The organism is Glycomyces halotolerans, from assembly GCF_054779575.1.
Genome location: NZ_BAAGXZ010000001.1, coordinates 259,060 through 284,930 on the forward strand (window position 1 = coordinate 259,060; position 25,871 = coordinate 284,930).

Below are 25,871 nucleotides of genomic sequence, written 5' to 3' on the forward strand. Positions count from 1 at the left end.
GCGAGGAGGCGACGACGCATGGACGCACCGGACGAGAACCGCGTCCTCGACATGCTCTCCGGCCTGCTCGACGTGAGCCACCTCGTCAAGTTCAGGGACATCCCCCTCGAGGCCGACCGGCACGCCGGCATGGCCGACCTCCGGAACGTGGCGATCTACCTGGTCGACATGCAGCAGGAAGTGCTGCGCGATATGACCGGGTTCGGCACCGACGCCGTGCAGGGCTCCGTCCCGGACCTCCCGGTAGAGGGGACCCTGGCCGGACGCGCGTTCCAGTACGGGCAGCCCGTGCAGGGATCCGAGGACGAGGAAGGCCGAAGCCTGTGGTGGACGCCGCTGATCAAAGGCACCGAGCGCCTCGGCGTGCTGCGGGTGAGCTGCGCGAACGATGATGAGCGCGCGGTGAGGAAGGCCGAACTCCTGGCGTCGATGGTCGCGCTGGTGATCATCGGCCGGCGCCGCACCAGCGACTCCTACCCGCGGCTGCTGCGGACCAAGCGGATGGAGGTCGCCGCGGAGCTGGAGTGGCAGCTCATGCCGCCGCGGACCTACGCGGACGCCGACGTGGTGATCAGCGGTCTCATGGAGCCCGCCTACGAGGTGGGAGGCGACGCCTTCGACTACGCGATCGCCGACGACGTGGTGCATCTGGCGGTGTTCGACTCGATGGGCCACGACACCGCCGCCGGAGTCGCCGCCAACCTCGCCGTGGCCAGCTACCGCAACCAGCGCCGCCGCGACATCAGCCTCGCCGAGATCAGCGAGGCGATCGAACACGTCCTCGTCGAGCAGTTCGAAGGCAATCGGTACGTCAGCGGCGTCCTGGCCACCCTCGACACCACCGACGGGATGCTGACCTGGACCAACCGCGGTCACCCCCCGCCGATCGTCATCCGCGGCCAGCGGTGGTCGACGACCCTGGAGTGCCGTCCCGCCCACCCCATGGGCATCGACCTGGGGGTCGAGCCCACCGTGTGCAGCGAGCAGCTGGAGCCCGGCGATCGAGTCGTGCTCTACACCGACGGCATCACCGAGGCGCGCGACCACGCCGGTCGTGAATTCGGGGTGCCGCAGTTCATCGACTTCCTCATCCGCCACCACACCGACCAGCTCCCGGCGCCCGAGACGCTGCGCCGCCTGGTCCGCAGCATCATGGACCACCACGGCGGCAAACTGCTCGACGACGCGACGGTGCTCGTCGCCGAATGGAGCGGCCCCGAACCGCGAAGCCCCTACTGGCCCGAGCGGCTCGCCGGACTGCCGCGGTACTGACCCCTCACTCCCGAGCCGAGAGCCGCGAATGCCAGGCCGCGGCCGTGCGGTCAGACCCCTCCGGGTCCTGAGCGCTCAGAGCCGAACCATTCGACCGGCTGGCCGGTGACCGCTGCGACACAGTCGAAATGACGGTCGTGGTGCAGCAAGGTCAAATCGTGGAGCTCGGCGGTGGCGGCCACGAGCAGGTCGACAGGCCCCGCGCTCCTGTGTTCGCCGATGCGAGTCAGTGCCTGCTGAACCTCGGTGGCTCTGCGCAGCATCCGGTCGTCTACGAGGACCCATCCGAACAATCCGCCGAGCAACTGCTCCAAACGCCGCCGATCCTCCCAGGTTCGAGCATTGAACAAATACTCCAGCTCGATGATGGAGCACACGGCGATCAGTCCGGCCTCAGCCGCCCTGTCCCAGCCGTACTCTTTGCCGTCACCGAGCAGGAGCCGGGCGAGCGCGCTGGTGTCGATGAGATACCGAGCCGGGCTCATCGGCGGTAGTTCCGCTTGTCCTCGAACAGTGAAGCGTCGACCGCTCCGTCCGCGACCATGACACGGAGCCGCGTCAGCGCGATCGCGCGGCGCCGGGTCTCGAGGACTTCCCTCAAGGCCGCATTGACGGTCTCCTTCTTCGTCGAGGTGCCGAGCGCCTGGCTCACCTCGCTGAGCAGCCCGTCGTCGATGTCGATCACGGTGCGAGTCACGGCTGCACCTCCTTTGATATCAAGCATGCCACTGAATATATAGACAAAGATAGCGCAGGTTCGACAGGACGCGCCGAACCGGCGAGTTTCCGGTAACGCGTCGGTCAGGCGGGTGTGCCAGACGGGCGCCGAGGTGTCGGTCAGCGACGCCACCTGGTCGATCACGACCCGCAGGCGCGCGGCGTCGTCACCGGCTTCACGCCAGGCGGCCGCGAACATGGGTTCCAGCCGCCCCGGCGCCCGCTCGCTCAGCAGGGCCACCAGGTCCACCAGGATCTCCCGCTGGCGCTCGTACCAGGCCTCAGAGGTCCGCGGCTGCATCACGTACCGCCAGGCGATGCCTTTCAGCAGCGCGCACTGGACCCGTTCGCGGTCGGGAACGATCAGCTCGGCGTCGAATCGCCGCAGCCGGCCGTCGCCGAACCGGTCGCGGGTGGCGTCGACCGCGGCGTTCACGAACCGGCCCACCATCGTCGACGTGAAGTCCTTCAACGCCACCTGGCAGGCGAACGACCCGTCGTAGTCGTGGAGACGGCGCATCACCGGGTCGTGCAGGAGGTCCTTCAGCGCCTCCTGGAGCGCGGCCGCCGATTCGTCCGAGTACCGGCCCGACACGTCCTCGCAGACCCCGGCCTGCTCGTCGGGGTCGTCCATGAGCCTGGCCAGATCGATGTAGCCGCCGTGCAGACCGTCCTCCACGTCGTGGACGGAGTAGGCCACATCGTCGGACCAGTCCATCACCTGCGCCTCGAGGCACTGCCGTCCGTCCGGGGCCCCGGCTCTGAACCAGTCGAAGACCGGCCGGTCGTCGGCGTAGACGCCGAACTTCCGGGAGTCGCCGCCGGCCTCCCACGGGTATTTGCACGTGGCGTCAAGCGAGGCGCGAGTCAGGTTCAGGCCCGCGGAGCGGCCCTCGGCGTCCAGCACCTTCGCCTCCAGGCGGGTCAGGACCCGCAGCGTCTGCGCGTTCCCCTCGAAGCCGCCGCACAGTCCGGCCACCGAATGGAGCGCGTCCTCGCCGTTGTGGCCGAACGGCGGGTGCCCCAGGTCGTGCGCCAGCCCCGCCACGTCGACCACGTCCGGGTCGCAGCCGAGCTTGTCGCCGGCCTCGCGGGCGATCTGCGCGACCTCCAGCGAATGGGTGAGCCTGGTCCGCAGGAAGTCGTCGGTCCCGGCCGTGTGGACCTGCGTCTTGGAGGCGAGGCGACGGAATCCCGCCGAATGCAGGACTCTCGCGCGGTCCCGCTGGAACGGCGACCGCGGCGAACCCGGCTCGGGCACCAGGCGCGTCGAAGCCGGTCCGCGCTCCTGTGACGGGCGCGCATGAACATCGGGATCGGTCACGCAGTCGAGCCTAGCGTGGCCGATCCCGATCTCAGAGGGTCGTGATCACTTGAGGTACAGCCGGGCCAGCCCGGTGCCGTCGCCGTCGACGGTGCCGTGCGCCCACGCGAAGGCCGAGAGCGGCTCGGCCTGGTGGGCCCCCTCGTATTCGCCGAGACCGCTGAGGTCCGCCCACGCGGCCAGCGCGATGCTGCCGGGAGCGGCGGCGGCGAAGTCGGCGAAGCGCGGGTCCTCGGCGAGGGTGCCTTCGGCGACATTGCCGCCCTGGTAGGTCAGCTCGGAGCCGTCGACCTCGACACCGTCGGGCAGCTGCTCGTCGCCGGCCGCTTCGGTGATGAGCTGCTCGAGCTCCTCGGCGCGGTCCTCGGCGAGCAGGGCCTGGAAGAACAGGGTCTCGGGGTCGAATTCGGCTCTGTCGGCGGGGAAGTCGGCGGCCAGGCTGAGCTGGGCGCCCGAGAGCAGGCCGATGAGCTCCTCGGCCTCGCCGAACATGTCGTCGAACTCCGAACCGTAGTCGTCCTCTTCGTAGACCCAGGGCTCCTCTTCGGTGCCGTACTCCCAGTATCGGGACTCCAGCTCCTCGTAGCGGGCCTCGTCTTCGGCGGCCAGTTCGTCGTTCCACCACTGCTCGTCGAGTTCGAGGTACTCGTCGTACTCCTCAGCGGTCAGCGGGCCTTCGCCTTCGGCCCGGCCCGGTTCGGCATCGGCTTCACCGCTCGAGCCGGTCTCGCCTTCGAGCGTGTCGATCCACTCCTCGGTGATCTCGTCGAGGTTCTCGGGGACGTCGGCGGTGACGGCGAGGTCGGCGGCGGGCATCTGGCCCATGTTGTCCATCAGGTCGTCGGAGCCGGTCCACGGGTCGTCCTGCTCGCCGAAGGCGCGGTAGGACAATTCGAAGCCCTCGTCGAAGGCGGCGACGCCCATGACGGCGTGGCCGGAGTACATGGAGCTGAGCGACTCGAGTTCCTCCTCGTCGCCCATGAGCTCGCCCATCTCGAAGAGCGCGTCGGTGTCGAGCCAGTAGACCAGGAGCTGGTCGCCGTCGAGCCAGGAGCGGGCCTCGTCGTATCCGGAGGCGTCCGACAGCGGCGAGGCGTCGGCTTCGGACTCGGCGGCCGCGAGCGCGTCGGCCGCGCCGCCTTCGCCGACGACCATGAGCACCGAGTCGTCGTTGACCGTGTAGGCCCACTCCTCTGCGGTGGCGCCGGAGGCGTCGCGGATCCGTTCGATGCCGGCTTCGGCGGCCGCGGCGTCGGTGCTGGCGAGGTTGATCACGCCGTAGGGCTGGTCGTCGTGCTGCCAGAGGGCGAAGCCGTGGCGGCGGCCGAGCCAGGAGGTCAGGTCGCGTTCGGCTTCGACGCCTTCGAGTCCGGACTCTTCGATGAGGTCGGCGAACAGGTCGTCGGTGTCGGAGTAGTCGAGTCCCTCGAATTTGGACAGGTGCTCGAGGAGTTTGGGGGTCTGGTCGAACGAGGGGTCGAGGTTGACCTCGACGTACATGCCGGCGCTCGCCGGGAAGCGTTCGGCCGGGTCGGGGCCGGTGGTCCAGACGAACTGGAAGAACACGAACGCGCCGATGCCCAGCAGCAGCGCCACCGACAGGATCGAGGCGATGAGGACGCGGCCGCGCTTGCGCGGCTCGGGCGGCGGCGGCGGCATGGGGGTGTAGCCGCCCGGGGGCGGATAGGGCGGCCGGCCTCCGGCGGCTCCTTGGTGGGGAGGGTGCTCGACGTAGGGCTGGACCGGCGGTTGCCCGTAGGGAGGCTGCTGCGCCGGGGGGCCGTAATGCGGTTGCCGGGGAGGGTGGGGCGGCTGCGGGGCCGACGGGTCCACGTTGTACTGCGGGGGATCGTTGTAGCTCGACATGCCTCGACGTTAGACGGGCCGGGTGACGGTCACATCCCGAGAATGTGCCAAGCGGGGCTCAGAACTCGTGGACCTGCCCGGGTTCGACCAGTTCGACCGGTCCGGTGTAGGCGGCGCGGGCCTCGTCGAGGGTGGTCGACCGCGATCCCCACGGTTCGACCAGGTGGGTCAGCAGGAGCCTGCCGGCGCCGGCCTTGGTGGCGTAGTCGCCGGCCTCCTTGCCGGTGAGGTGGACGTCCTTGGGGTTCTCGCGTCCCTCGAGGTAGGAGGCTTCGGCGAGGAGCACGTCGCAGTGGGCGGACAGCGCCTCCAGGGCGGCGCAGGGGCCGGTGTCGGAGGAATAGGCCAGCGAGGACCCGGCGTGCTCGATGCGGACGCCGTAGGTCTCGACCGGGTGGGCGACGCGGTCGACGATGACGGTGAGCGGCCCGAGTTCGAAGGCGCCGGGCTCGAGTTCGCGGAAGTCGTAGACGTCGCGCAGCGACGGGTGGCACAGCTCCCCTTGCCCCCCGTAGGCGGCGACGATGCGATCGGCGACGCCGGCGGGGCCGTAGAGCGGGATCGGCTCGGGCTGTGCGCCCGGCGAGTAGCGGCGCATGACGGCGTAGCCGCAGGTGTCGAAGAAGTGGTCAGGGTGGAGGTGCGTGATGATGATCGCGTCGAGCAGGTGCGGGTCGACGTGCTTCTGCAGTTCGCCGAGCGATCCGGTGCCGAAGTCGATGAGCAGGCGGTACCCGCCGGCCTCCACCAGGTAGGCCGAACAGGGGGTGTCCGGGGCCGGGAAGGACCCGGCGCAGCCGATCACGGTGAGTTTCATGGCAGTTCACACCTCGTCCAGTGCTGCGGTCGCGGCCTGTGGAAACAGGTTTCCGAGGAAGCGTCGCGCGGTGCGGGTGAAGGCCTCCGGGTCTCCGGTGGCCAGGAAGCGGTGCGCTCCCGGCCCCTCGCCTTCGGCGAGGAGGTCGTTCTCGGTCAGCACCCGGTACAGTTCGCGAGCGCATTCGCTCGCGGACGACACCAACGACACGTCCTCTCCCATCACCAGTCCTATGAGTCCCGACAGCAGCGGATAGTGAGTGCAGCCCAGGACGACGGTGTCGACCTCCGACTGCTGTAGCGGCTCAAGGTACCCCTGGGCCAGTCCGAGTAGCTGTCGGCCGGTTGTCACTCCCCGTTCCACGAAGTCGACGAACGCCGGGCAGGCCACCGCGGTGACCTTCACGTCCGGCACCGCGTTGAACGCGTCGAGGTAGGCCCCCGACGAGATCGTCGAGACGGTGCCGATGACGCCGACTCGGCCGGTCCTCGTGGTCGCCACCGCGCGGCGGACCGCGGGGCGGATGACCTCGACGACCGGGACGTCGTAGCGGTCCCGGATGTCGGCCAGGCTCGCGGCCGAGGCCGAGTTGCAGGCCACCACCAACGCTTTGACCTCCTGTTGCACCAGGTGGTCGCAGATGTCGAGGGTGAGCCGCCGGACCTCGGCGATGGGCCTGGGCCCGTACGGGACGTGCTCGGTGTCGCCGACGTACAGCAGCCGTTCGGCGGGCAGCAGTTCGGCGACCGCTCGGGCGACGGTCAACCCCCCGACACCGGAGTCGAAGATCCCGATGGGCGCGTCTTTCATGGGCTCCGAGCGTACGTCCGGAGGCCGCTTACGCGCTCCTGCTCGGCACGGGAATGTCGTCAAAATGACATGGTGGCGAGCGCCACACAATTAATGCGGGGCGCTCGCTTCTCGGGACGTGCCGGGACGTATCAGGCCAAAGAGAGCATCACGAAGGCGGCCAGCAGCGTGGAGGTCGCGGCGGTCATGAACATGAACGGGACGCCTTTGAACCTGATGGTCGCGAAGGCCATCATCGTCAGGAGCATGCCGACGACGCCGGTGGTGATGAACACCGGGGTGAACCAGCCCGGTCCACCGCCGAAGACGTGGAACAGGCCCACGATCGCCGACGCCGAGCCGGTGAGGACGAGCGCCAGCGCCCAGGAGGCGACGCCCGCGAGGCGTCCCAGGCGCACCGGGGTCGATTCGGGCCGGCGCCACGAGCGGGCCGGCGGTTCGGTGGCGGCGGAGGCGCCGGCACGCGGATCGGGGCCGCCTTGGCGCGGCACCTCCGACGACTGCCCGACGACGGCGGCGCTGTGCTGATCGGAGGTACTCATCGGCTCAGGCTAGCAAGCTCGACGTCGGATCTCACGCCCATACCTGCCCGTCGAGCGTGCCCGCCGCGACGTCGATCTCGTCGGAGTAGGCGCCGGTCGACAGGTACTTCCAGCCGCCGTCGGCGACCAGGAGCGCGATGTCGGCGGTCGTTCCGGCCCGCTCGGCCTCGCGGGCCAGGGCCAGTCCGGCGTGCACGACCGCGCCGGTCGACAGGCCCGCGAACAGGCCTTCGGCGGTGAGGACCTCGCGGGTGCGCTTCAGCGCGTCCTCGGTGCCGACGCTCAGGCGCCGGGTGAGGACCTTCTCGTCGTAGAGTTCGGGCACGAAGCCCTCGTCGAGGTTGCGCAGGCCGTAGACCAGCTCGCCGTATCGGGGCTCGGCGGCCACGATCTGCACGTCGGGGACGTGCTCACGCAGGTACCGGCCCACGCCCATGAGCGTGGCGGTGGTGCCGAGCCCGGCCACGAAGTGGGTGATGCCGGGCAGGTCGCGCAGGATCTCGGGCCCGGTGCCCTCGTAGTGGGCGGCCTCGTTGGCGGGATTGGCGTACTGGTTGAGCATGACCCATTCGGGCTTGTCGGCCGCCATCTCGCGGGCCTTGGCGACGGCGGCGTTGGAGCCGCCGGCGGCCGGGGAGAACACGACCTCGGCGCCGAAGGCGGTCAGCAGCTGCCGCCGCTCCAGGGAGGTGTTCTCGGGCATGACCGCGACCAGCCTGTAGCCCTTGCGCTGGGCCAGCATCGCCACGGCGATGCCGGTGTTGCCCGAGGTCGGCTCCAGGATGGTGCCGCCGGGCCGCAGTCGGCCGTCGGCCTCGGCGGCCTCGATCATCTTGGCGGCCACGCGGTCCTTGACCGAGCCGGTCGGATTCTGGCCTTCCAGCTTGGCCCACAGCCTGACGTCGGGGGAGGGCGAGAGCCGCGGCAGGCCCACCAGCGGCGTATCGCCGAGCATTCCGGTGATGTCTTGATAGCGCGCCACGGCCCGGTGCCCCGCTCTACATGCCGCCCGCGACGGCGGGCAGGATCGTGACCGAGTCGCCGTCCGACAGCTTCGCTTCGAGCCCGCCGATGAAGCGGACGTCCTCGTCGTTGACGTAGACGTTGACGAAGCGGTGCAGCGTGCCCTCGTCGGTGACGACGCGGGACTTCAGGCCGGTGTGGGTCCGGTCGAGATCGTCGAACAGCTCGGCGAGCGTGTCGCCTTCGCCGCTGACGAGCTTCTGACCGCCGGTGTGGCTGCGGAGGATGGTGGGGACACGAACTTCAACAGACATGGAGATTCCTTCGGGACGTCGAAAAACGGCAGACTCGTCTCACCGCCCTGTGCGCGGCGGCGCTGGATCAGTGACAGTCGTAGACCGTCGAGTCGGGACTGTGCGCGAACTTGTAGGTCTGCACCGCGTCGGGCGCTCCGACCACCTCGATGGGCTCCTCGGTGACCTCGCCGTCGGCGATGCGGAACGACCGCACTTCGGCGACGTCGGGGTCCCGGGTGGTCACCAGCACGTAGTGCGCCTGGGGCAGGCCCATCTCCGTCGCGATGCCGGCGTCCGAACGCGACGGGTAGGCCTCGGTCGCGGTGTGGGAGTGATAGGCCACGACGACTTCCTCGTCGTTGTCCCACATCTGGTCGTAGACCTGTTTCCACTCTTCGGCGTCGAACTCGTAGAAGGTGGTGGAGCGGGCGGCGTTGATCATCGGGATGTGCCTCTTCGGCTCTCCCGTGCCCTCGGGGCCGGCGATCAGGCCGCACGCCTCGTCCGGGTGGTCCGCCCGGGCGTGGGCGACGATCGCCTCGACCAACTCATGCGCTATCCGCAACACGACGACTAGGGTACACGCGCGGGCCGCTCTCGCGCCTCCCTCGCTCAGGTCGTGAGACGGGTCTCGGGCGCGTCCTCCGGCTCGGGCCGGGGCATGGGCGCCAGGAGCGCGGCCGCCATGACCGCCAACGGAACCAGTGTCGAGAGCCACAGCACCGGACCGAACGAGCCGGTCCAGGAGTAGAACAGCGAGTACAGCACCGGAGCGAACGCGGTCCCGGCGATCGTCACCGAGGCGATGATCCCGCGGATGGCGCCGATGTGGGCCGTGCCGAACAGGCGGGGCGTCGCCCCGTTGACGACCGTCCGCAGCGCGTTGCCGGCGGCGCCGACCATCACGCCGAAGCCCAGCGCCGACCAGCCCGGCTCCACCACGGTGCCCCAGATCATGCCGAGCGCGTACGCGAGCATCGCGACGGCGATGAGCAGCCGCGGGCTCGTCCGATCGACCAGGTAGCCGAGCACCAGGGTCGCGGCGGTGCCCGCGACCGATTGCGGCAGGAAGTTCGCGGCCGCCTCGGTGGCCGACAGACCGCGCTCGCCGAGCAGTGCGATCTGGTGGAAGCCGATGGCGGTGGTGAAGAACCCCGCGGTGGCGAACGCGGCGACCAGGACCCAGAAGAACGGCTGGCGCATGGCCTGGCCGCGCGTCATGCCCCACTCGGCCTTCGAGCCCGCGCCGTTGGCCGGGTCGCCGTCGACGAACTGGCCGAGGTCGGCGGGGCGGTCGCGGGTGAAGAAGGCCGCCATGGGGATCACGATGAGCGCGATCAGGGCCGCCTCGACGAGCACGGCGGTGCGCCAGTCGGTCGCGGCGATGAGCCGCTCCAGCGCCACCGGCGAGGCGGAGATGATGCCGCCGCCCACGGCCGTCTGGACGCTCAGGACCAGGCCGCGGCGCTTCTCGTACCAGCGGGAGACCAGCGTCGCCGCGCACAGTCCGAGCGCGCCCTGCCCGAGCATGCGGATGCCCACGAAGGCCGCGCCGAGTCCGACGACGTCGGTCGCCAGCGACAGGCCCACCAGCGCGAGGCTGAAGGCGGCGCCCACGACCGCCATGGTCCGCCTGGTGCCGTACTTGTCGACCATGCGCCCGATCCACGGCAGCGCGAAGGCGCCGGCGAGCGTGCCGATCATGTAGGCGGTCGACAGGACGGTGCGGCTGATCTCCAGCTCCGCGATCATCGGGTCGAGGAAGACCGAGATGGAGGCGGTCTGGCCGGGGAAGGTCAGGCCCATGGCGATGATCGCGATGACGACCATGCGCGGACCGGAGAACCTCCGGTCGTCGGTGCGCGGTGCGGTGGCTGTCACAGAGCGGGCTCCTGGGGGTAGTGCGCGGGGTTCGCTTGCTTGCCGGTCGGTTAGAAAGCCCTTTCCAGAATAGGGGTGAAACGGTCACGGCTCTACACCGGTCCCGCCGACTGGAACGAGGGACCGATGCCGCGCCGACTTCGACCGCGCCGACAAGCAAGCATGCGAGCGCTACTCGTGCATTAGGCTCGTCGCATGTCCGTGACGTTGCCGCCCACACCGCTCTACACCGACCACTACGAGTACACGATGCTCGAGGCGTCCCTGCGGGACGGGACCGCCGACCGGCCGTGCGTGTTCGAGGTCTTCGGACGCCGCCTGCCGACCGGCCGCCGCTACGGCGTGGTCGCCGGCATCGGGCGGCTCAGCGAGGCCATCAAGCGGTTCCGCTTCGACCAGGAGACCCTCGACGGCCTCCTCGAACACGGCGTCATCAAGGACTCCACGGCCGAATGGCTCTCGGAGTACCGCTTCTCCGGCGACATCGAGACCTACGCCGAAGGCGAGCTGTACTTCCCCGGATCGCCGATCGTCACCGTCTCGGGCACCTTCGCCGAATGCGTGCTGCTCGAGACGCTCACGCTCTCCATCCTCAACCACGACTCCGCCATCGCCGGCGCCGCCGCCCGCATGGTCACCGCCGCGCGCGGACGACCCATCCTCGAAATGGGCTCCCGGCGCACCCACGAGGCCGCCGCCATCGCCGCGTCTCGGGCGGCCTACATCGCCGGATTCGCCGCCACCTCCAATCTGGAGGCCGGGCGGCGCTACGGCGTGCCGACCGCCGGCACCAGCGCGCACGCCTTCACGCTCCTGCACTCCTCAGAGGAGGCCGCGTTCGAGGCCCAGATCGCCGCCTTCGGCACCGACACCACGCTGCTGGTCGACACCTACGACATCAGCCAGGGCATCCGCAACGCCATCGCCGTGGCCGGCCCGAGGCTCCGCTCGATCCGGATCGACTCGGGCGACCTGGACGTCATGGCCACCGGAGCCCGGGAGCTGCTCGACGAGCTCGGCGCGGTCGACACCAAGATCGTCGTCTCCGGGGACTTGGACGAGTACTCGATCGCGGCGCTGGCCGCCGCGCCGGTCGACATGTACGGCGCGGGCACGTCGGTGGTGATCGGCTCCGGGGCGCCGACCGCCCAGCTGGTCTACAAGCTGGTCGAAGTGGAGGGCCGGCCGGTGGCCAAGCGCAGCGAGCACAAGTCCACCACCGGGGGCCGCAAGACCGCGGTGCGCCGCCACAAGCCGACCGGCACGGCGACCGAGGAAGTCGTGGTGTCGCAAGGGGAGCCCGAGACGATGGCCGGCGACAAGCGGCTGCAGGCGCCGCTGTTCGTCGGCGGCGAGCCGCAGGCGCTGCCGACGTTGGACGAATCGCGGGAGCTGCTGCGGCAGCGGCTCATCTCGATCCCTTGGGAGGGTTTGAAACTCTCCCCCGGCGACCCGGCGGTGCCGGTAGTGATGCGACACCGTGGCCAGCACGATACGATTCAAGCACCCGATTGAGCAACTCCTCTAAGACGATCCTCCCGGAAAGGACTCACCCCTGTGGTGTTCAATGTTTTCAAGTCCGTCTTCGGTGTCGGAGTGTCCGTCGACACCGCTTTGACCAGCACCCACATCACTCCTGGGGGGACGCTCCAGGGGTCGGTGACCTTCAGCGGCGGTGAGGTGGCCGGGAAGGTCGAGGGCATCTCGATCGAGTACACCGCCTTGGTCGAGGACGACTCCAAAGGCGAGGACAAGACCTTCACCGCCGACTTCTTCTCGGCCCAGGTCTCCGGCCCGTTCAACCTCGCCCCCGGCACCAGCCACTCGATCGACTTCGAGGCCGCCGTGCCGTGGGAGACGCCGTTGAGCACGGTCGACGGACGCCCGCTGCCGGGCATGAAGCTCGGCGTCGCCACCAAGCTGGCGCTCGACAACGCCTTCGACAAGGGCGACCTTGACGAGCTGACCATCGAGCCGCTGCCGGTGCAGTCGGCGGTGATGGAGTCGCTCGAGGGCCTGGGGTTCGTGTTCCAGTCCGCCGACCTTGAAAAAGGCACGATCGCCGGTTCGCACATGCCCTTCTACCAGGAGGTTGAGTACTGGGCCACCGGCGAGTTCGCCGACAAGCTCAAGGAGATCGAAGTCACCTTCATTGCGAGCCAGGCGAACACCGACGTGATCATCCAGACCGACAACCCCGGCGGGCTGCTCACGCCCGACCACAACCGCTTCGTGCGCTTCGGGGTGCCCACGAGCGAGCCCGGCGACGTGACCGACATGGTGCGCACGCAGCTCGAGCAGCTCGTCCAGCGCAAGGGCATCTAGCCTCACCGACATCGCGGCGCCCGGCCCGGTCATCGCGGAGACGCGGTGGCCGGGCCGTTCCGCTGTGAGCCCCGTCGGTCAAACGTGGTCGCGCCAGGTGTGAGCCGGGGCGTAGCCGAGAAGGCGGCGGGCCTTGTCGGTCGACATGAGCGAGTCGTGGCCCTCGAGCGGGCGCCGCACCTCCAGCTCCGGGTAGTACCGCTCGACCAGCTCCATCGTCGGGGTCGTCATGACCGTGTCCGGCGAGGCGATCACGAACACCTCCCCGCCGGCGCCGTCGCGTTCGAGCCCGAGGCGGATCGCCTGGGCGCCGTCGCGCGCGTCGATGTACGACCACAGGTTCCACTTGCGGCGGAGGGGGTCGTCGTCGAACGCCGGGAAGTCCGCGTAGTTCTCGGGGTACATGACGTTCGAGAAACGCAAACCGGTGGCCTTCAGCTCGGGATCCCAGCGGCACAGCTGCCCGACCATGGTCTCCTCCATGGTCTTGACCAGCGAATAGGTGGACTCCGGGCGCGGCTCGTAGTCCTCGTCGACCGGCAGGTAGGGCGGCGGGGTCTCGAACGGCAGGCCCAGCACCGTCTCGCTGGAGGCCCACACGACGTTCGTGATCCCGGCCAGTCGCGCGGCCTGGAGCACATGGAAGGTCGTCAGCATGTTGTTGCGGAAGGTGGCCGCGTTCGCCTCGATCCCCGGCGCCGGGATCGCCGCCAGGTGCACGAGGGCGTCGACGCCGTCATAGCGGTCGTCGATCCCGGTCAGCGCCTACACCGTCTGTCCGTAGTCGGTGAAATCGACTTTGGTGTACGGCACGAGCGCGTCCGGAGAAGGCATCCGGTCCAGATTGACCACGTCCCAGCCGTGCTCGACCAGGTCGCGCACGCACGCGCGTCCGAGCTTGCCGCTGCCGCCAGTGACCGCCACTCGCTTCGCCATGTACAGCCTTCCTTCCAGAACGATCGTGCACCGAAGCCTAGGACCTGGACCGCACTCCAGGTCAACGTTCCAGCTCAGAGCCGGTCCCGTGTCTACGTCGGGCTGTGGAACGATCGGCGCATGACGCCCTCGCTCCGGATCGGATCCGCCACGATCACCGCCCTGACCGACGGCGAAGGACCGTTCTTCGCCGACCGGTCCGAGGTCTTCCCCGACGCCACCGACCGCCAGTGGGCGGCGGCCGACCGCTTCGACCCAGCGGCGGTCACCGATGACGGCCGCTGGCGGCTCCAGTTCCGCGCCTTCGCCGTCAGCGACGAGACCGGCACCACCGTCGTCGACGCGGGCATCGGCCCCGCCGACGGACCGGCGGCCTCCTGGGCGCCGGTGCCCGGGACGCTCCCGGCGCGGCTGACCGAAGCGGGCATCGACCCCGGCGAGGTCGGCACCGTGGTCCTCACGCACCTGCACACCGACCACGTCGGCTGGGCCGTCGTCGCCGACGGCGACGGCCGCCGCCCGTTCTTCCCGAACGCCCGCTACCTGCTGCAGCAGGCCGAACACGACGCGATCGAACAGCTCAACCCGCAGCTGCGCGCGTCGCTGATCGACCCGCTGCGCGACCGCGGACAGCTGCACCTGGTCGACGGCGAAGCGGCGCTGACAGCGGCCTCCCGCGTCGTCCCCACGCCCGGGCACACGCCCGGCCACCAGAGCGTCCTCGTCGAATCCGGGCGCGACCTGGTCGCGGTCACCGGAGACGTCCTCGTGCACGCCGTCCAACTGCTCCACCCGGAGCTGGCCTACCGCTTCGAGTCCGACGCCGACACTGCCCGGCGCTCCCGCGTCGACCTGCTCCGCCGGGTCGCCGAAGCCGGCGGAAGTCTCGCCACGCCGCACTTGACCGAGCCCTTCGTCACCGGGCACTCGTGCTGACCGACCCGGCCTCCGCCCGGATAGGTCCGGCCCGCTCGGGGTACTCGTGCCGCGGTGCCCAGTTCCAAAGACTCGCGAGGGAGACACCGATGCCCGACACGAAGACCATCGCGGTGGTCGGCGCGACCGGAGCCCAAGGCGGCGGCCTGGCCAGGGCGATCATGGCCGACCCGGAGAAGGAGTTCGAGCTCCGGGCGCTGACCCGCAACCCCTCCTCGGAGAAGGCCCAGGAGATCGCCCAGATCGGCGGCGAGATCGTTCAGGCCGACATCGACGATGAGGCGAGCATGCGCGACGCCTTCGACGGCGCCTACGGCGCGTTCCTCATGACGAACTTCTGGGAGCACGGCGACCCTGAGCGCGAGAAGTCGCAGGCCGGAGTGATGGCCAGGGCCGCAGCGGGCGCGGGGGTGCGCCACGCGATCTGGTCCTCGCTCGACGACACCCGCGAGTCCGTGCCGCTCGAGGACCCCCGCATGCCGACGCTCCAGGGCCGCTACAAGGTTCCGCACTTCGACTCCAAGGCCGAGGCCGACGGGCGCTTCATCGAGGCCGGTGTGCCGACCACGCTCCTGAAGACCACGTTCTACTGGGAGAACTTCCTGACCACCTTCGCGCCCGAGCGCGACGACGGCCGGCTGGTGCTCTCCATCCCCATCGGTGAATCGAGGCTCGCCGGGATCGCCGTGGTCGACATCGGCAGGACCGCGCTCGGCATCTTCAAACGCGGCAGCGAGTTCGTCGGCCGGATCGTCAGCGTCGCCGGAGAGCACCTCACCGGCGAGCAGTTCGCCGAGACCTTCTCGCGGGTGCTCGGCGAGGACGTCGCCTACCGGCCGCGCACGATCGACGAGATGCGCGCGGCGGGCTTCCCGGGCGCCGACGACATCGCGAACATGTTCCAGTACTACATCGAGTTCGACGACGAGATCACCGCCAGGCGCGACGTGGACCTCGTGCGGGAGCTGAACCCCTCCCTCCAGACCTTCGAGGCCTGGCTCGAGGCCCACCGAGACGCCTTCACCGGTGACTGACCGACGGCGGCGCCGATGATCAGACGACGCGTGACCGTCCACGGCACGGTGCAAGGGGTCTTCTTCCGGCAGGCGTGCCTTCAGGAGGCGGAGGACCGGGGCGTCCGCGGCTGGGTCCGCAACCGTCCCGACGGGACGGTCGAGGCCGTGTTCGAGGGCGAGAGCGAGAACGTCGGGGCGCTGGTGTCGTGGGCGCACCGCGGCCCGCCGTCCGCCTCGGTCGAGCGGGTCGAGGTCCGCGAGGAACCGCCCCAGGACCTCGCCGAGTTCGTCGTGCGCTGAGCGGCCCGCACGGCCGCGTGAGGCGGGGGGCGACCGGCGCCCGCCGATGAGCGGTCGTCGCAACCGTTCCGGGCGAATGCTCCGAAACCGAGAAATCCGCGCATCCCTCCGGTTAGCGTGAGTTCGGCGGGAAGCCCGTTTTGGGTCCGCTCAATTCCATCGTCGGCGTCGCACCCGTCGGGGACGACGGAGCGCCTTCCGCACGCGCCAGACCGTCCTCACGGCCGTGAATCCCGGCATTCGCCTCCCTACCGGCTGCGACGCACCGCGACTCGAAAGGAGACCGCAATGTCGCTCGTTTCCGACATGCTCGACACCTATCCGGCCGACCTCGGCGGCGTCGACCGGGAGAAGCTCGCCGAATGCATCAAGGAGTGCTACGCGTGCGCGCAGACGTGCACCGCCTGCGCCGACGCCTGCCTCAGCGAGACCGACGTCGCCTCGCTGACCAAGTGCATCCGCACCAACCTCGACTGCGCCGACATCTGCTTCGCGACCGGCCAGCTCCTGTCGCGGCACACCGGGTACGACGCGAACCTCACCAAGGCCATGCTCGAGGCCTGTGCCATGGCGTGCAAGTCGTGCGGCGACATGTGCGAGGAGCACTCGGCGATGACGCACTGCGCCAAGTGCGCCATGGAGTGCCGCAACTGCGAGCGGGCCTGCCGGGACCTGCTCACGTCGCTCGGCTAGGAGTAGCGCGGGCGCTCACCGAAACCGTCAAGGGCGCGGAGCCGGTGCCGAGCGGCGCGGTCGCACCGCTCGGCGCCGGTCTCATGGCTTCGGCGACGCAGCACCGGCAGCGGCGAGGTACCGGGCCGCGAGGTCCCTCAGATAGGACCGCAGTTCCTCGGGAGCCTCTACGCCGAACGCGATGTCGAGCCCGGTGACATAGGCTGCGAGGTCGCTGATCGAGTCGCTGCCGGTCTCCCACACGCAGGCTTCCTCGCCCGCCGACTCCAGGAGGCCGCTGCCGGGCGGGAGCCGCTCCGCAGCCGCTTCGACCGACGTCTCGAGCCGAATCCGCGCCCGGTACCGCCAGGCCTTCGATCCCAGGCCGCGGAGCACATGCGTCGCCGCGTCCTCGGGCGGTTCCCTCGGATCGAAGCGGGGCCCGTTCGGGGTTCGGGGCCGGACCCGGTCGGCCCGGAAGGTGCGCCAGTCCTCCCGGTCGACATCCCAGGCCAGCAGGTACCAGCGCCGTCCCGTGTAGACGAGACTGTGGGGCTCGGCCCGCCTTCGGGTATCCGCGCCGTCCCGGCGCCGGTAGTCGAACCGCAGCTGTTCGCGGCGGTACGCGGCCTCGGCGATCGCCGACAGCGTCTCGGGGTCCACGGCCGGTCCGCCGCCGGCCCCTGAGACGGTCGCCGAGCGCAGCGCGTCGATGCGGTGCCGCAGCCGCGAGGGCATGGTCTGCTCGAGCTTCGCCAGCGCCCGCAGGGACGTCTCCTCGATGCCGGTGACCGATCCCGAGGCGGCCGCCCGGAGCCCCACGGCGACGGCGACGGCCTCTTCGTCGTCGAGCAGGAGCGGTGGCATCGCGTTTCCCGGTACGAGGCGGTAGCCGCCGGCGCTGCCGGTGGTCGCGTCGACCCGGTATCCGAGCCTGCGCAGGCGCTCGATGTCGTTGCGGACCGTCCTGGTGGTGACGCCGAGCCGCTCGGACAGCGCCGCGCCGGTCCAGTCGCGCCGGGTCTGCATCATCGCGAGCAACCGCAGCAGTCGTACCGAGGTCTCCAACATGTTCGGATTCTCGCACGCATTGCGGAAAGAACGGTTCCGCAACGGGTCGTAGCTTGGCCGATACAGCCATCGAAGTTCAAGGAGAAGTCCATGCTGCGAGGATTCGCGACCGTGAGCTACTACGCCGAGGACCTGGAGGCGGCCAAGGCCTGGTACACCGAGTTCCTGGGCGTCGAGCCCTATTTCGAGGCGCCGGGGGGCTATGCCGAGTTCCGCGTCGGCGACTACCGGCACGAGTTGGGACTGATCGGCGGCGACTACGCGCCTCACGATCTCAAGGCCTCACCGGGCGGTGAGATCATCTACTGGCACGTCGCCGATCTCGAAGCGACGTTCGAACGCCTGCTCTCCATGGGGGCCGAGGAGTACCAGCCCGTCATTCACCGCGGAGAGGGGTTCGCGACCGCCTCGGTGGTCGACCCGTTCGGCAACGTCGTCGGGGTCATGTACAACCCGCACTATCTCGAGGTGCTGGAAGCGGGTGGGAAAGCCGCCGAATAGCGCGCCCGCCGTCCGCTGCGCGGCTGCCGGTAGGGTCTACTGCCATGCGTTTGGTGGTAGCTCGATGCCAGGTCGATTACACGGGGCGGCTTTCGGCCCATCTGCCCATGGCGACTCGTCTGATCATCCGGAAGGCGGACGGCAGCGTTCTGGTGCACGCCGACGGGGGTTCGTACAAGCCGCTGAACTGGATGACGCCTCCTTGCAGCGTCGTCGAGGCCGAGGGCCTGTGGACGGTCACGTCGAAGAAGTCCGGGGACCAGCTGAAGATCACCATCGAGGAGGTCCTCCACGACTCGAGCCACGAACTCGGCGTCGACCCGGGGCTGGTGAAGGACGGGGTGGAGGCGCATCTCCAGGAACTGCTCGCGGCGGACACGACGCCGCTGGGCAAGGGCTGGGCGCTGGTGCGGCGGGAGTACCCGACCGCGATCGGCCCGGTCGACCTCATGTGCCGCGACCACGACGGCCGCCATGTCGCCGTCGAGATCAAGCGGCGCGGCGAGATCGACGGCGTCGAGCAGCTCACCAGGTATCTGGAGCTGCTCAACCGCGATCCGCTGCTGGCGCCGGTCGAGGGTGTCTTCGCCGCTCAGGCCATCAAGCCGCAGGCCCGGGTCCTGGCCGAGGACCGCGGCATCCGCTGCGTGGTGCTTGACTACGACGAGATGCGCGGCGCGGTCGACCAGTCGCAGCCGAGGCTGTTCTAGAACAGAGCGAAAGGGCCGCAGCGGCGCTGCGGCCCTTTGATGCTGCGTCGTGCGACGACTACTCGGTCTCGAGGTCCTCGAGCTCCGAGTTGATCTCGTTGAGGCATTCGGTGGCGCTGCCGGAGTAGCCCTCCTGCTCGCAGGCGTCGCCGACGGCGTTGAAGACCATGACGTACATGCCGATGGTCACGACCAGGCTGAGGATGCCGGTGACCAGGCCGGCGATCGAGGTGCCCTTGCCGGCGTTGCGCTTGCCGCTGACGACGAGTCCGACGATCGCGAAGATGATCGCCAGCGGGGCGAGCACGAACGCGAGCAGGTTGATGCCGGGGATGAAGCCGAGCACCAGGGCGATGATGCCCAGGACGAGGGCGGTGACGCCGAAGCCGTTGCCCTGCTTCTGGACCGGCTGGGCAGGCTGATTGGGGGCGGGGGGAATGGACACTGAGGGACTCCTTGTAGTCGTGTCAGATCAGATGTTCGGGCGGAACGCGGAAAGCTTAGTACACGCTGTCCATGCGTCGCGACCTCATAGCGCCCCGCGCAGGCTCGGGGCCCCGAGTCCCAGCATGGAGGCTCCTTCGGGGTTCGAACGGGCCCTGGCGTCTACGAAAGCGGTGTCCGCGGTGATGGCCGGAACTGCCCCGCGGACCGGGTGAACCGGCACGCGGGCACGGCGTGCGAGACTATTGGCATGCTTCACGCGGTGGTTCCCGCAGGTGGTTCCGGAACCCGACTCTGGCCCCTGTCTCGCGCTCAGCGGCCCAAGTTCCTCCTGCCCCTGACCGGTTCACAGTCCTCGCTCCTCCAATCGACGGTCGAGCGGGTGCGGCTGCTCTCGAGGCCCGACCACGTCTACGTCGTGACCGGCACCGCCCACGCCGTCGACGTCGCCCGGCAGCTGCCCGACGTGCCCGGCGACAACATCCTCGTCGAGCCTTCCCCGCGCGACTCGGCCGCGGCCATCAGCCTCGCCGCCGCCGTCATCGCCGAACGGGACCCGGACGCCGTCATGGGCGCCTTCGCCGCCGACCACCTGGTGCCCGACGGGAAGGCCTTCGCCCAGACCGTCGAGCACGCCATGGAGCTCGCCGAGACCGGCCTGCTCATGACCATCGGCATCACTCCCACCGGCCCCGAGACCGGCTACGGGTACCTGCGGCTCGGCGACGCCGTCGGCCCCGGGTACCAGCTCGCCTCCTTCGTCGAGAAGCCCGACCAGGTCTCGGCGGTCGAATACGTCTCTTCGGGCAACTACCTGTGGAACGCCGGCATGTTCGTCTGGCGCGTCGACGTCTTCCTCGACGAGCTCGCCCGCCACCGTCCGGCGCTGCACGAGGCCGTCCGCACCCTCGCCGCCGCCTGGGACTCGACCGGACGCGACGCCCTGTTCGCCGAGCTGTGGCCGACCCTGGAGAAGATCTCGGTCGACTACGCGGTCATGGAGCCGGCCGCGGCCTCCGGCAAGGTCGGCGTCGTGCCCGGCGACTTCGACTGGCACGACGTGGGCGACTACGACACCCTCGGCAGGGTCCTCAAGGCCGCAGACCGGGTCGGCAACGTCATCGTCGAGCACTCGGGCTCCGGCGAGGCGGTCCTGGCCGAGTCCAAGCGCAACGTCGTCGTTCCGGCCTCGGGGCGCCTCATCGCCACCGTCGGCGTCGACGACCTCATCATCGTCGACACGCCCGACGCGCTGCTGGTCTGTCCGCGCGACCGCGCCCAGGAGGTCAAGTCCGTGGTCGAGGAACTCAAGCAGTCCCCGAGGAGCGATCTGGTCTAATACCGGCCATGCCGTCTCCGCAACGCCAGCGCGCCATCCTCGCGGCCGTCCTCTTGGCCTGCGCCGCGATCGTCATCGCCGTCGCCGTCTCCCAGTGGCAGTTCGGCGCCGGCCTGGACCCCCGCGACGACTCCCTGCGCCGCGCCGCCGGCATGGGCTTCACCGACGAGGCCCGCCGGACCCTGTTCTCGGTCGTGCCGGTGGCCGCCCCCTTGCTGGCGGCGTGGCTGTGCCCCGGTCGGGTGATTCGCCGCCTGGCCCGGGTCCTCTACGTCGTCTACCTCGTTATCGGTGTACTGCTGGCGCTGTCGGCGGCGAAATACGGATTCGACGAGGCGACGCAGCTGGCCGCGGAGGGCCAGGTGTTCATCGACGCGCGGGCCGCGGTCGAGCGACTGCTCCTCGATGGAGTGTGGCTGATTCTGGCGGGCGCGGGGTGGTTTGCCGTCCGGTGGAACCGGGTATGCGAGAAAACCTCCACAGTGACCGGCCAGAAGCCGGAGCCCCCGAAGGAGTGAGTCCGAGGGGTCCTTCCATCGCCCCGATCACTGTGCGCTATCGTCTGATATCGAAACGTTACCGAATAGCGACGAAAGCTCATCGTCCAAAGAGATGAGTGACAGCGGAGCGGCCCCAAGTTCAGGCCGCCCGCGGGCACCGAGGACCGGGTCGAGTGCGGGCAGCCGACGGCACCGCACCGAAGGTCGTACGCGCAGCTGGGGAGGGGCGCGTCCGGCCTCGGGTCTGACATCCGGTGCCGTGCAAGTGACTGCAAGGGGGGAGCACCGGCACGGCCGGTGCGCATACGAGGAGGCGGACGTATATGGACGGCCGTGACTACCTGGCCGACCTATTGGGCAACGTTCCGGAGTGGCAGGCTCGCGCATTGTGCGCGCAGACCGACCCGGAGGCGTTCTTCCCCGAGAAAGGGGGATCGACGCGGGATGCCAAGCGCATCTGCGCGCGATGCGAGGTCAAAGAGAACTGTCTGCAATACGCACTCGAACACGATGAACGGTTCGGCATCTGGGGTGGGCTGTCCGAACGAGAACGGCGCAAGATCAAACGGCAGGCCCGCGAAGCCGCGCGGCGTCGCGCCGAACGCACGATGCCGGTCGTGGTGTGCATGCCGACCCCGATGATCAACCCCGACCTGGAACCGCAGCCGGCGATCCCGGAGCCGGTGCCCGCGGGATCGGTCCTCGACGACGAGGTCGAGACCGAGCGCGAGCGCGTTCCAGTGGCGGCCTGAGGGTCCGCGAGTACGTGAGGGGTGGGACAGCGTCGTCCCACCCCCTCGCGCTCTCCTCCGGCGGCATCGGCCGCTCACGGCTCCAAGTCCTCCGGCGGCAGGTGCAGCAGCGTCGCGAGCTGCTCGGTGAGGACGCCGGACACCAGCAGCTCCAACTCCAGCCGCCCGTCGGCACGCAGTTCGATGGGCCTGCGGTACAGCACGATCCGAGGAGCCGCGGCGATCGTCCCCGGCTGGGCCGGATACAGCTTCGCCAACGGCACCCCGCGGTCCTCGACGATGTCGGCGTCATAGGCCTGCGTCGGCGGCGGCACCTCTTCCACCGCGAACTCGATGTGCCGCAGGTTCGCCCCCATCGACTCGCCCAGCCGCCGCTCGATGGCGTTCACCGACTGCAGCACCAGCGCGTTGAACTCCTCCACCGGAGTACGTCGCATCGGCAGCGCGCTCGGGGCCAGTGGTCCGCGCATGCCCCGCCCGTGACGATCTCTCCGCATGCGCCCCACCTTAGCCGCCGAGCCGGCTCGAATCCCGTTTGCGGCACGGAGGCATCACCGACCGTGCGCACCGGCCGCGATTCGGCCCGTCCCACTGCTCAGCGCCACCGAGTCCGACACCGCGAGTGGTAGTTTCGTGGAGTGAGGTCGGATCGGCGTTGCTCCCGGAACGGCTGCCGCCAGCCCGCGGTGGCCACTTTGACATACATCTACTCGGATTCCACGGCTGTGGTCGGCCCGCTCGCCACGACGCGCGAGCCCCACAGCTACGACCTGTGCGATGCGCACGCGCGTCGGCTCACCGTGCCCCACGGCTGGGAACTGGTCCGTCATCAGGGCGACTACACCGCGCCCATGCCCACCGACGACGACCTGGTGGCCCTCGCCAACGCCGTGCGCGAAGCGGCCTCCGGAGAGCGGATCGAGCCCGAGCCGCCCGCGCCGGACACCCCGCCCCGCCACGGCTACCGGGGCGCCGCCGCCCCGCATGTGAGTGCCCGGCGTCACCTACGGGTGGTCTCCGGAGACGAGGACGTCCAGCGATAGTCTCGACGTAGTTCACCGGTCAGCGCAACGACCTTCATCCGAAAGGCGGACACACTCCAGTGGCTCCCCAGCTCAGCGAATTCGTGAAAGCCTACGACGTCCGAGGACTCGTCGGCACGCAATTGACAGCAGCGGTCATGGAGGCGATCGGCGCGGCAGCCGTCGCCGTCACCGGCGAGCGGACATGGGCCGTCGGCCACGACATGCGCGACTCCGGCCCCGAGTTCGCCGCCGCCTTCGCCCGCGGCGCCACCGCCGCCGGCGCGGACGTCATCGAAGCGGGCCTGTGCTCGACCGACATGCTCTACTACATCGCCGGCGCCCGCGAGGTCGCCGGAGCGATGTTCACCGCCAGCCACAACCCGGCCGAATACAACGGCCTGAAGATGTGCCTGCCCGCCGCGCGTCCCATCGGCCTCGACTCCGGCCTGGCCGACATCCGCGACCGCGCCCAGGCCATCCTCGACGGCGAACCCCTGCCCGAGGCCGAGACGCCCGGCACGGTCACCCGCGAGGACTTCCTCGCCGGCTACGCCGCCTACATGCGCGGACTGGTGGACCTGCGACGGATCCGCCCCCTGCACGTCGTCGTCGACGCCGGCAACGGCATGGGCGGCCACACCGTCCCCGCGGTCCTGGGCGACCAGCTCCTCGAGGCGCTCCCGATCGAGATCGACCCGCTCTACTTCGAACTCGACGGCACCTTCCCCAACCACGAGGCCAACCCGATCGAGCCGGAGAACCTCCGCGACCTCCAGGCCCGCGTCCGCGAGACCGGCGCCGACCTCGGACTCGCCTTCGACGGCGACGCCGACCGCTGCTTCGTCGTCGACGCGAACGGCGACCCGGTCACCCCCTCGACGATCACCTCGCTCATCGCCACCCGGGAGCTCGCCAAGCACCCCGGCGACGCCATCTGCCACAACCTCATCTGCTCCAAGGCCGTCCCCGAGATCGTCGCCGAGCACGGCGGCCGGCCCCTGCGCACCCGCGTCGGCCACTCCTATATCAAGGCCGTCATGGCCGCGGAGAACGCAGTCTTCGGCGGCGAGCACTCCGGCCACTACTACTTCCGCGAATTCTGGTTCGCCGACACGGGGATGCTGGCGGCCATGCACGTCCTCGCCGCCGTCGGCGGCTCCGACAAGACCCTCACCGAGCTGGCCGACGAGTTCGTCCGCTACGTCCCCTCCGGCGAGATCAACTCCAAGGTGATCGACGCCTCCGCCAAGATCGACGAAGTCGCGGCCCACTACGGAGCCCAGGACGGCGTGTCCACCGACCGCCTCGACGGGCTCACCGTGGACCTCCCCGACGGCTCCTGGGCCAACCTGCGCCCGTCCAACACCGAACCGCTCCTGCGGCTCAACGCCGAAGGCCCCGACCAGGCCTCGATGGAGCGGCTCCGCGACGACATCCTCCGCATCGTAAGGAACTGACATGCCCGCCTCCTCCCCCGCTCCCGTGCTCCTCGAACTGCTGCGATGCCCCGAGCCCCACCACGCGCCGCTCGCCTACGACCGCGAGGCGGGCTGCCTCATCTGCTCTGCATGCGACAAGGTGTTCCGAGTCGAGGACGGCATCCCCGTGATGCTCCTGGACTCCGTCAAGGAGGAATAGAGATGGGCCCAGACGACGACGGCGTCGCAGGCATCACCGGCGACCGGCAGGCCGACGAGAGCCGCATCCAAGGCGACCTCAGCGACTCCACGAACCCCGGCGGCGCGCTCTGGGCGCTCGCCTCGGCCGGCCCCCAGCTGCGCGAATCGGCCGCACTCGCGGCCGACGCCGGACTCGGGGTCCTCGCCGACGAAGGCCGGCCCAGAGCCGTCGTCGTCGCCGGCGTCGGCACCGCCGCCCGCACCGGCGACGTTCTCGCCACCGTGGCCGGTCCCCGCTGCCCCGTCCCCGTCCTGGGCCACCGGTCCGCCGGCGTGCCCGGCTGGGTCGGCGCCGCCGACGTCGTCCTCGCAGTCTCCGCCTCCGGCCGCAGCCCCGAGGCGCTGGCCGCGGCCGAAGCCGCCGCCCGGCGCGGCGCCCGACTGGTCGCCGTCGGCGCCCCCGACTCCGAACTCCCGGATGTGGCCGAGCGCGCCCGCGAGCCCTACGTCGCCGTCCCGCGCCGGGCCCCCGCGCGGCTGTCGCTGTGGGCGTTGACGATCCCGGTCCTGCTCGCGGCCCGCGAGCTCGGGCTGGTGGCCGTCACCGAAGCGGACATCGCCGAGACCGCTCGGCGGCTCGACGAGGACGCCGAACGCTGCCGGGCCGAGGCCGACGCCTGGGTCAACCCCGCCAAGGAACTGGCGATGAACCTCGCCGGGTCCATCCCCGTCATCTGGGGTTCGAGCCCGCTGGCCGGGGTCGCCGCCCGCCGCTTCGGCGACACGCTCGCGGCCAACGCCCGCTACCCGGTCGTCTCCGGAGAGCTCGGCGAGGTCGGCCGCGGACGCGTCGGCCTGCTCGACGGCGTCTTCGGCTCACTCGCCGAAGGCGGGCGCGACATCTTCGCCGACGAGGACGAGGCGTCCGCGACGCGCCTGCGCATCATCCTCATGCGGGACGACGGCCTCGACGGGGACGACACCTCGCCCAAGCCCGACACGCGCCGCGCCGACGCGGTCGCGAAGCTCGCCGAGCGGCGCGGCGTCCGCTGCGACGTCATGCCCGCCGAAGGCGGCTGCGCGCTCGAGCGCCTCGCCTCCTTGATCGCCGTGCCCGACTTCGCGTCGGTGTACCTGGCGCTCGCCCACGGCCTCGACCCCATGCGGGTCCCGGCCGTCTCGGAGATGAAAGACGAGGCCGTCGGCGGCGAGTAGCGGCCCGCCCGGAGCGGATACA

Annotated in this window: 28 protein-coding genes and 3 pseudogenes; 16 read left to right on the forward strand and 15 right to left on the reverse strand. The window is 70.1% G+C overall.

Annotated features, from left to right (window positions below; all coding sequences use genetic code 11):
• Positions 1-18 precede the first annotated feature (18 nt).
• Complete coding sequence (locus tag ACYVL2_RS01325) at positions 19-1,272, forward strand: PP2C family protein-serine/threonine phosphatase (protein WP_460539394.1); 1,254 nt, start codon at positions 19-21, stop codon at positions 1,270-1,272.
• A gap of 50 nt (positions 1,273-1,322) precedes the next feature.
• Here the strand turns inward: ACYVL2_RS01325 and ACYVL2_RS01330 are convergent, their stop codons facing one another.
• From ACYVL2_RS01330 to ACYVL2_RS01380, 11 genes and pseudogenes are all read right to left on the reverse strand, one after another.
• Positions 1,323-1,757: a PIN domain nuclease gene (locus tag ACYVL2_RS01330; RefSeq protein ID WP_460539396.1), complete on the reverse strand. Its 435-nt coding sequence runs from the start codon at positions 1,755-1,757 to the stop codon at positions 1,323-1,325.
• A complete protein-coding gene (locus ACYVL2_RS01335; RefSeq protein WP_460539599.1) occupies positions 1,754-1,996 on the reverse strand; it encodes a type II toxin-antitoxin system VapB family antitoxin in 243 nt (80 codons plus the stop codon). The genes ACYVL2_RS01330 and ACYVL2_RS01335 overlap by 4 nt, the downstream gene beginning before the upstream one ends.
• Before the next feature lie 78 nt (positions 1,997-2,074).
• Positions 2,075-3,313: pseudogene (locus tag ACYVL2_RS01340) on the reverse strand (deoxyguanosinetriphosphate triphosphohydrolase); the annotation flags it as partial.
• Between the two features lie 45 nt (positions 3,314-3,358).
• Entirely contained in the window at positions 3,359-5,179 is a 1,821-nt protein-coding gene (locus tag ACYVL2_RS01345) for a hypothetical protein (RefSeq protein WP_460539399.1), read from the reverse strand.
• Positions 5,180-5,237: 58 nt separating this feature from the next.
• Positions 5,238-5,996 (reverse strand): MBL fold metallo-hydrolase, encoded by a 759-nt coding sequence (locus ACYVL2_RS01350; RefSeq protein WP_460539402.1) that lies wholly within the window; start codon positions 5,994-5,996, stop codon positions 5,238-5,240.
• 6 nt (positions 5,997-6,002) lie between these two features.
• Entirely contained in the window at positions 6,003-6,806 is an 804-nt protein-coding gene (gene murI / locus ACYVL2_RS01355; RefSeq protein ID WP_460539405.1) for a glutamate racemase, read from the reverse strand.
• Positions 6,807-6,937: 131 nt separating this feature from the next.
• Positions 6,938-7,348 carry a hypothetical protein gene (locus ACYVL2_RS01360; protein ID WP_460539407.1) on the reverse strand — a complete coding sequence of 137 codons (411 nt, stop codon included), beginning with the start codon at positions 7,346-7,348 and terminating at the stop codon, positions 6,938-6,940.
• A gap of 31 nt (positions 7,349-7,379) precedes the next feature.
• A complete protein-coding gene (locus ACYVL2_RS01365) occupies positions 7,380-8,330 on the reverse strand; it encodes a PLP-dependent cysteine synthase family protein (RefSeq protein WP_460539409.1) in 951 nt (316 codons plus the stop codon).
• A gap of 16 nt (positions 8,331-8,346) precedes the next feature.
• Positions 8,347-8,625, reverse strand: a complete 279-nt coding sequence (locus ACYVL2_RS01370) for a MoaD/ThiS family protein (protein ID WP_460539411.1) — start codon at positions 8,623-8,625, stop codon at positions 8,347-8,349.
• 67 nt (positions 8,626-8,692) lie between these two features.
• Positions 8,693-9,175: a M67 family metallopeptidase gene (locus tag ACYVL2_RS01375; protein WP_460539413.1), complete on the reverse strand. Its 483-nt coding sequence runs from the start codon at positions 9,173-9,175 to the stop codon at positions 8,693-8,695.
• A 44-nt stretch (positions 9,176-9,219) separates the two neighbouring features.
• Positions 9,220-10,488, reverse strand: coding sequence for an MFS transporter (locus tag ACYVL2_RS01380; protein WP_460539415.1), 1,269 nt, complete (start codon positions 10,486-10,488; stop codon positions 9,220-9,222).
• 195 nt (positions 10,489-10,683) lie between these two features.
• Here ACYVL2_RS01380 and ACYVL2_RS01385 point away from each other — a divergent pair, with 195 nt between their 5' ends.
• Entirely contained in the window at positions 10,684-12,003 is a 1,320-nt protein-coding gene (locus ACYVL2_RS01385) for a nicotinate phosphoribosyltransferase (RefSeq protein WP_460539417.1), read from the forward strand.
• Between the two features lie 42 nt (positions 12,004-12,045).
• A complete protein-coding gene (locus ACYVL2_RS01390; RefSeq protein WP_460539419.1) occupies positions 12,046-12,813 on the forward strand; it encodes a sporulation protein in 768 nt (255 codons plus the stop codon).
• A 78-nt stretch (positions 12,814-12,891) separates the two neighbouring features.
• On the opposite strand, the pseudogene ACYVL2_RS01395 reads toward ACYVL2_RS01390, so the two are convergent.
• Positions 12,892-13,749 (reverse strand): annotated as a pseudogene (locus ACYVL2_RS01395) (NAD-dependent epimerase/dehydratase family protein).
• Between the two features lie 120 nt (positions 13,750-13,869).
• Here ACYVL2_RS01395 and ACYVL2_RS01400 point away from each other — a divergent pair.
• The 4 genes from ACYVL2_RS01400 to ACYVL2_RS01415 all read left to right on the forward strand — a co-directional run bounded on the left by ACYVL2_RS01400 (position 13,870) and on the right by ACYVL2_RS01415 (position 16,694).
• On the forward strand, positions 13,870-14,685 hold the full coding sequence (locus ACYVL2_RS01400; RefSeq protein ID WP_460539421.1) for an MBL fold metallo-hydrolase: 816 nt from the start codon (positions 13,870-13,872) through the stop codon (positions 14,683-14,685).
• A gap of 89 nt (positions 14,686-14,774) precedes the next feature.
• Positions 14,775-15,719 carry an NmrA/HSCARG family protein gene (locus ACYVL2_RS01405; protein ID WP_460539423.1) on the forward strand — a complete coding sequence of 315 codons (945 nt, stop codon included), beginning with the start codon at positions 14,775-14,777 and terminating at the stop codon, positions 15,717-15,719.
• Positions 15,720-15,734: 15 nt separating this feature from the next.
• Positions 15,735-16,001: an acylphosphatase gene (locus ACYVL2_RS01410; RefSeq protein WP_460539425.1), complete on the forward strand. Its 267-nt coding sequence runs from the start codon at positions 15,735-15,737 to the stop codon at positions 15,999-16,001.
• A 288-nt stretch (positions 16,002-16,289) separates the two neighbouring features.
• On the forward strand, positions 16,290-16,694 hold the full coding sequence (locus ACYVL2_RS01415; RefSeq protein WP_460539427.1) for a four-helix bundle copper-binding protein: 405 nt from the start codon (positions 16,290-16,292) through the stop codon (positions 16,692-16,694).
• An 81-nt stretch (positions 16,695-16,775) separates the two neighbouring features.
• Here the strand turns inward: ACYVL2_RS01415 and ACYVL2_RS01420 are convergent, their stop codons facing one another.
• Entirely contained in the window at positions 16,776-17,744 is a 969-nt protein-coding gene (locus ACYVL2_RS01420) for a helix-turn-helix transcriptional regulator (protein ID WP_460539429.1), read from the reverse strand.
• A gap of 90 nt (positions 17,745-17,834) precedes the next feature.
• Here ACYVL2_RS01420 and ACYVL2_RS01425 point away from each other — a divergent pair, with 90 nt between their 5' ends.
• Entirely contained in the window at positions 17,835-18,245 is a 411-nt protein-coding gene (locus tag ACYVL2_RS01425) for a VOC family protein (protein ID WP_460539431.1), read from the forward strand.
• A gap of 44 nt (positions 18,246-18,289) precedes the next feature.
• Positions 18,290-18,955, forward strand: a complete 666-nt coding sequence (gene nucS / locus ACYVL2_RS01430; protein WP_460539433.1) for an endonuclease — start codon at positions 18,290-18,292, stop codon at positions 18,953-18,955.
• 58 nt (positions 18,956-19,013) lie between these two features.
• Here nucS and ACYVL2_RS01435 read toward each other — a convergent pair whose 3' ends face one another.
• Entirely contained in the window at positions 19,014-19,400 is a 387-nt protein-coding gene (locus ACYVL2_RS01435; protein WP_460539435.1) for a DUF4190 domain-containing protein, read from the reverse strand.
• Between the two features lie 249 nt (positions 19,401-19,649).
• On the opposite strand from ACYVL2_RS01435, the gene ACYVL2_RS01440 reads away from it, so the two are divergent.
• The 3 genes and pseudogenes from ACYVL2_RS01440 to ACYVL2_RS01450 all read left to right on the forward strand — a co-directional run.
• On the forward strand, positions 19,650-20,738 hold the full coding sequence (locus tag ACYVL2_RS01440) for a mannose-1-phosphate guanylyltransferase (protein ID WP_460539437.1): 1,089 nt from the start codon (positions 19,650-19,652) through the stop codon (positions 20,736-20,738).
• A gap of 8 nt (positions 20,739-20,746) precedes the next feature.
• Positions 20,747-21,256: a hypothetical protein gene (locus ACYVL2_RS01445; RefSeq protein ID WP_460539439.1), complete on the forward strand. Its 510-nt coding sequence runs from the start codon at positions 20,747-20,749 to the stop codon at positions 21,254-21,256.
• A 305-nt stretch (positions 21,257-21,561) separates the two neighbouring features.
• Positions 21,562-21,813 (forward strand): annotated as a pseudogene (locus ACYVL2_RS01450) (WhiB family transcriptional regulator); the annotation flags it as partial.
• Between the two features lie 251 nt (positions 21,814-22,064).
• Here the strand turns inward: ACYVL2_RS01450 and ACYVL2_RS01455 are convergent.
• Positions 22,065-22,487 (reverse strand): metallopeptidase family protein, encoded by a 423-nt coding sequence (locus tag ACYVL2_RS01455; RefSeq protein WP_460539441.1) that lies wholly within the window; start codon positions 22,485-22,487, stop codon positions 22,065-22,067.
• A gap of 141 nt (positions 22,488-22,628) precedes the next feature.
• Here ACYVL2_RS01455 and ACYVL2_RS01460 point away from each other — a divergent pair, with 141 nt between their 5' ends.
• Genes ACYVL2_RS01460 through ACYVL2_RS01475 form a run of 4 tightly spaced genes read left to right on the forward strand, consistent with a single transcriptional unit; the run spans position 22,629 to position 25,849 of the window.
• Positions 22,629-23,033, forward strand: a complete 405-nt coding sequence (locus ACYVL2_RS01460) for a DUF3499 domain-containing protein (protein WP_460539443.1) — start codon at positions 22,629-22,631, stop codon at positions 23,031-23,033.
• Positions 23,034-23,092: 59 nt separating this feature from the next.
• Positions 23,093-24,472: a phosphohexomutase domain-containing protein gene (locus ACYVL2_RS01465; protein WP_460539445.1), complete on the forward strand. Its 1,380-nt coding sequence runs from the start codon at positions 23,093-23,095 to the stop codon at positions 24,470-24,472.
• A 1-nt stretch (position 24,473) separates the two neighbouring features.
• Positions 24,474-24,653, forward strand: a complete 180-nt coding sequence (locus tag ACYVL2_RS01470; protein WP_460539447.1) for a Trm112 family protein — start codon at positions 24,474-24,476, stop codon at positions 24,651-24,653.
• 2 nt (positions 24,654-24,655) lie between these two features.
• Positions 24,656-25,849 carry a phosphoheptose isomerase family protein gene (locus ACYVL2_RS01475; RefSeq protein WP_460539449.1) on the forward strand — a complete coding sequence of 398 codons (1,194 nt, stop codon included), beginning with the start codon at positions 24,656-24,658 and terminating at the stop codon, positions 25,847-25,849.
• The last annotated feature ends 22 nt before the right edge of the window (positions 25,850-25,871 follow it).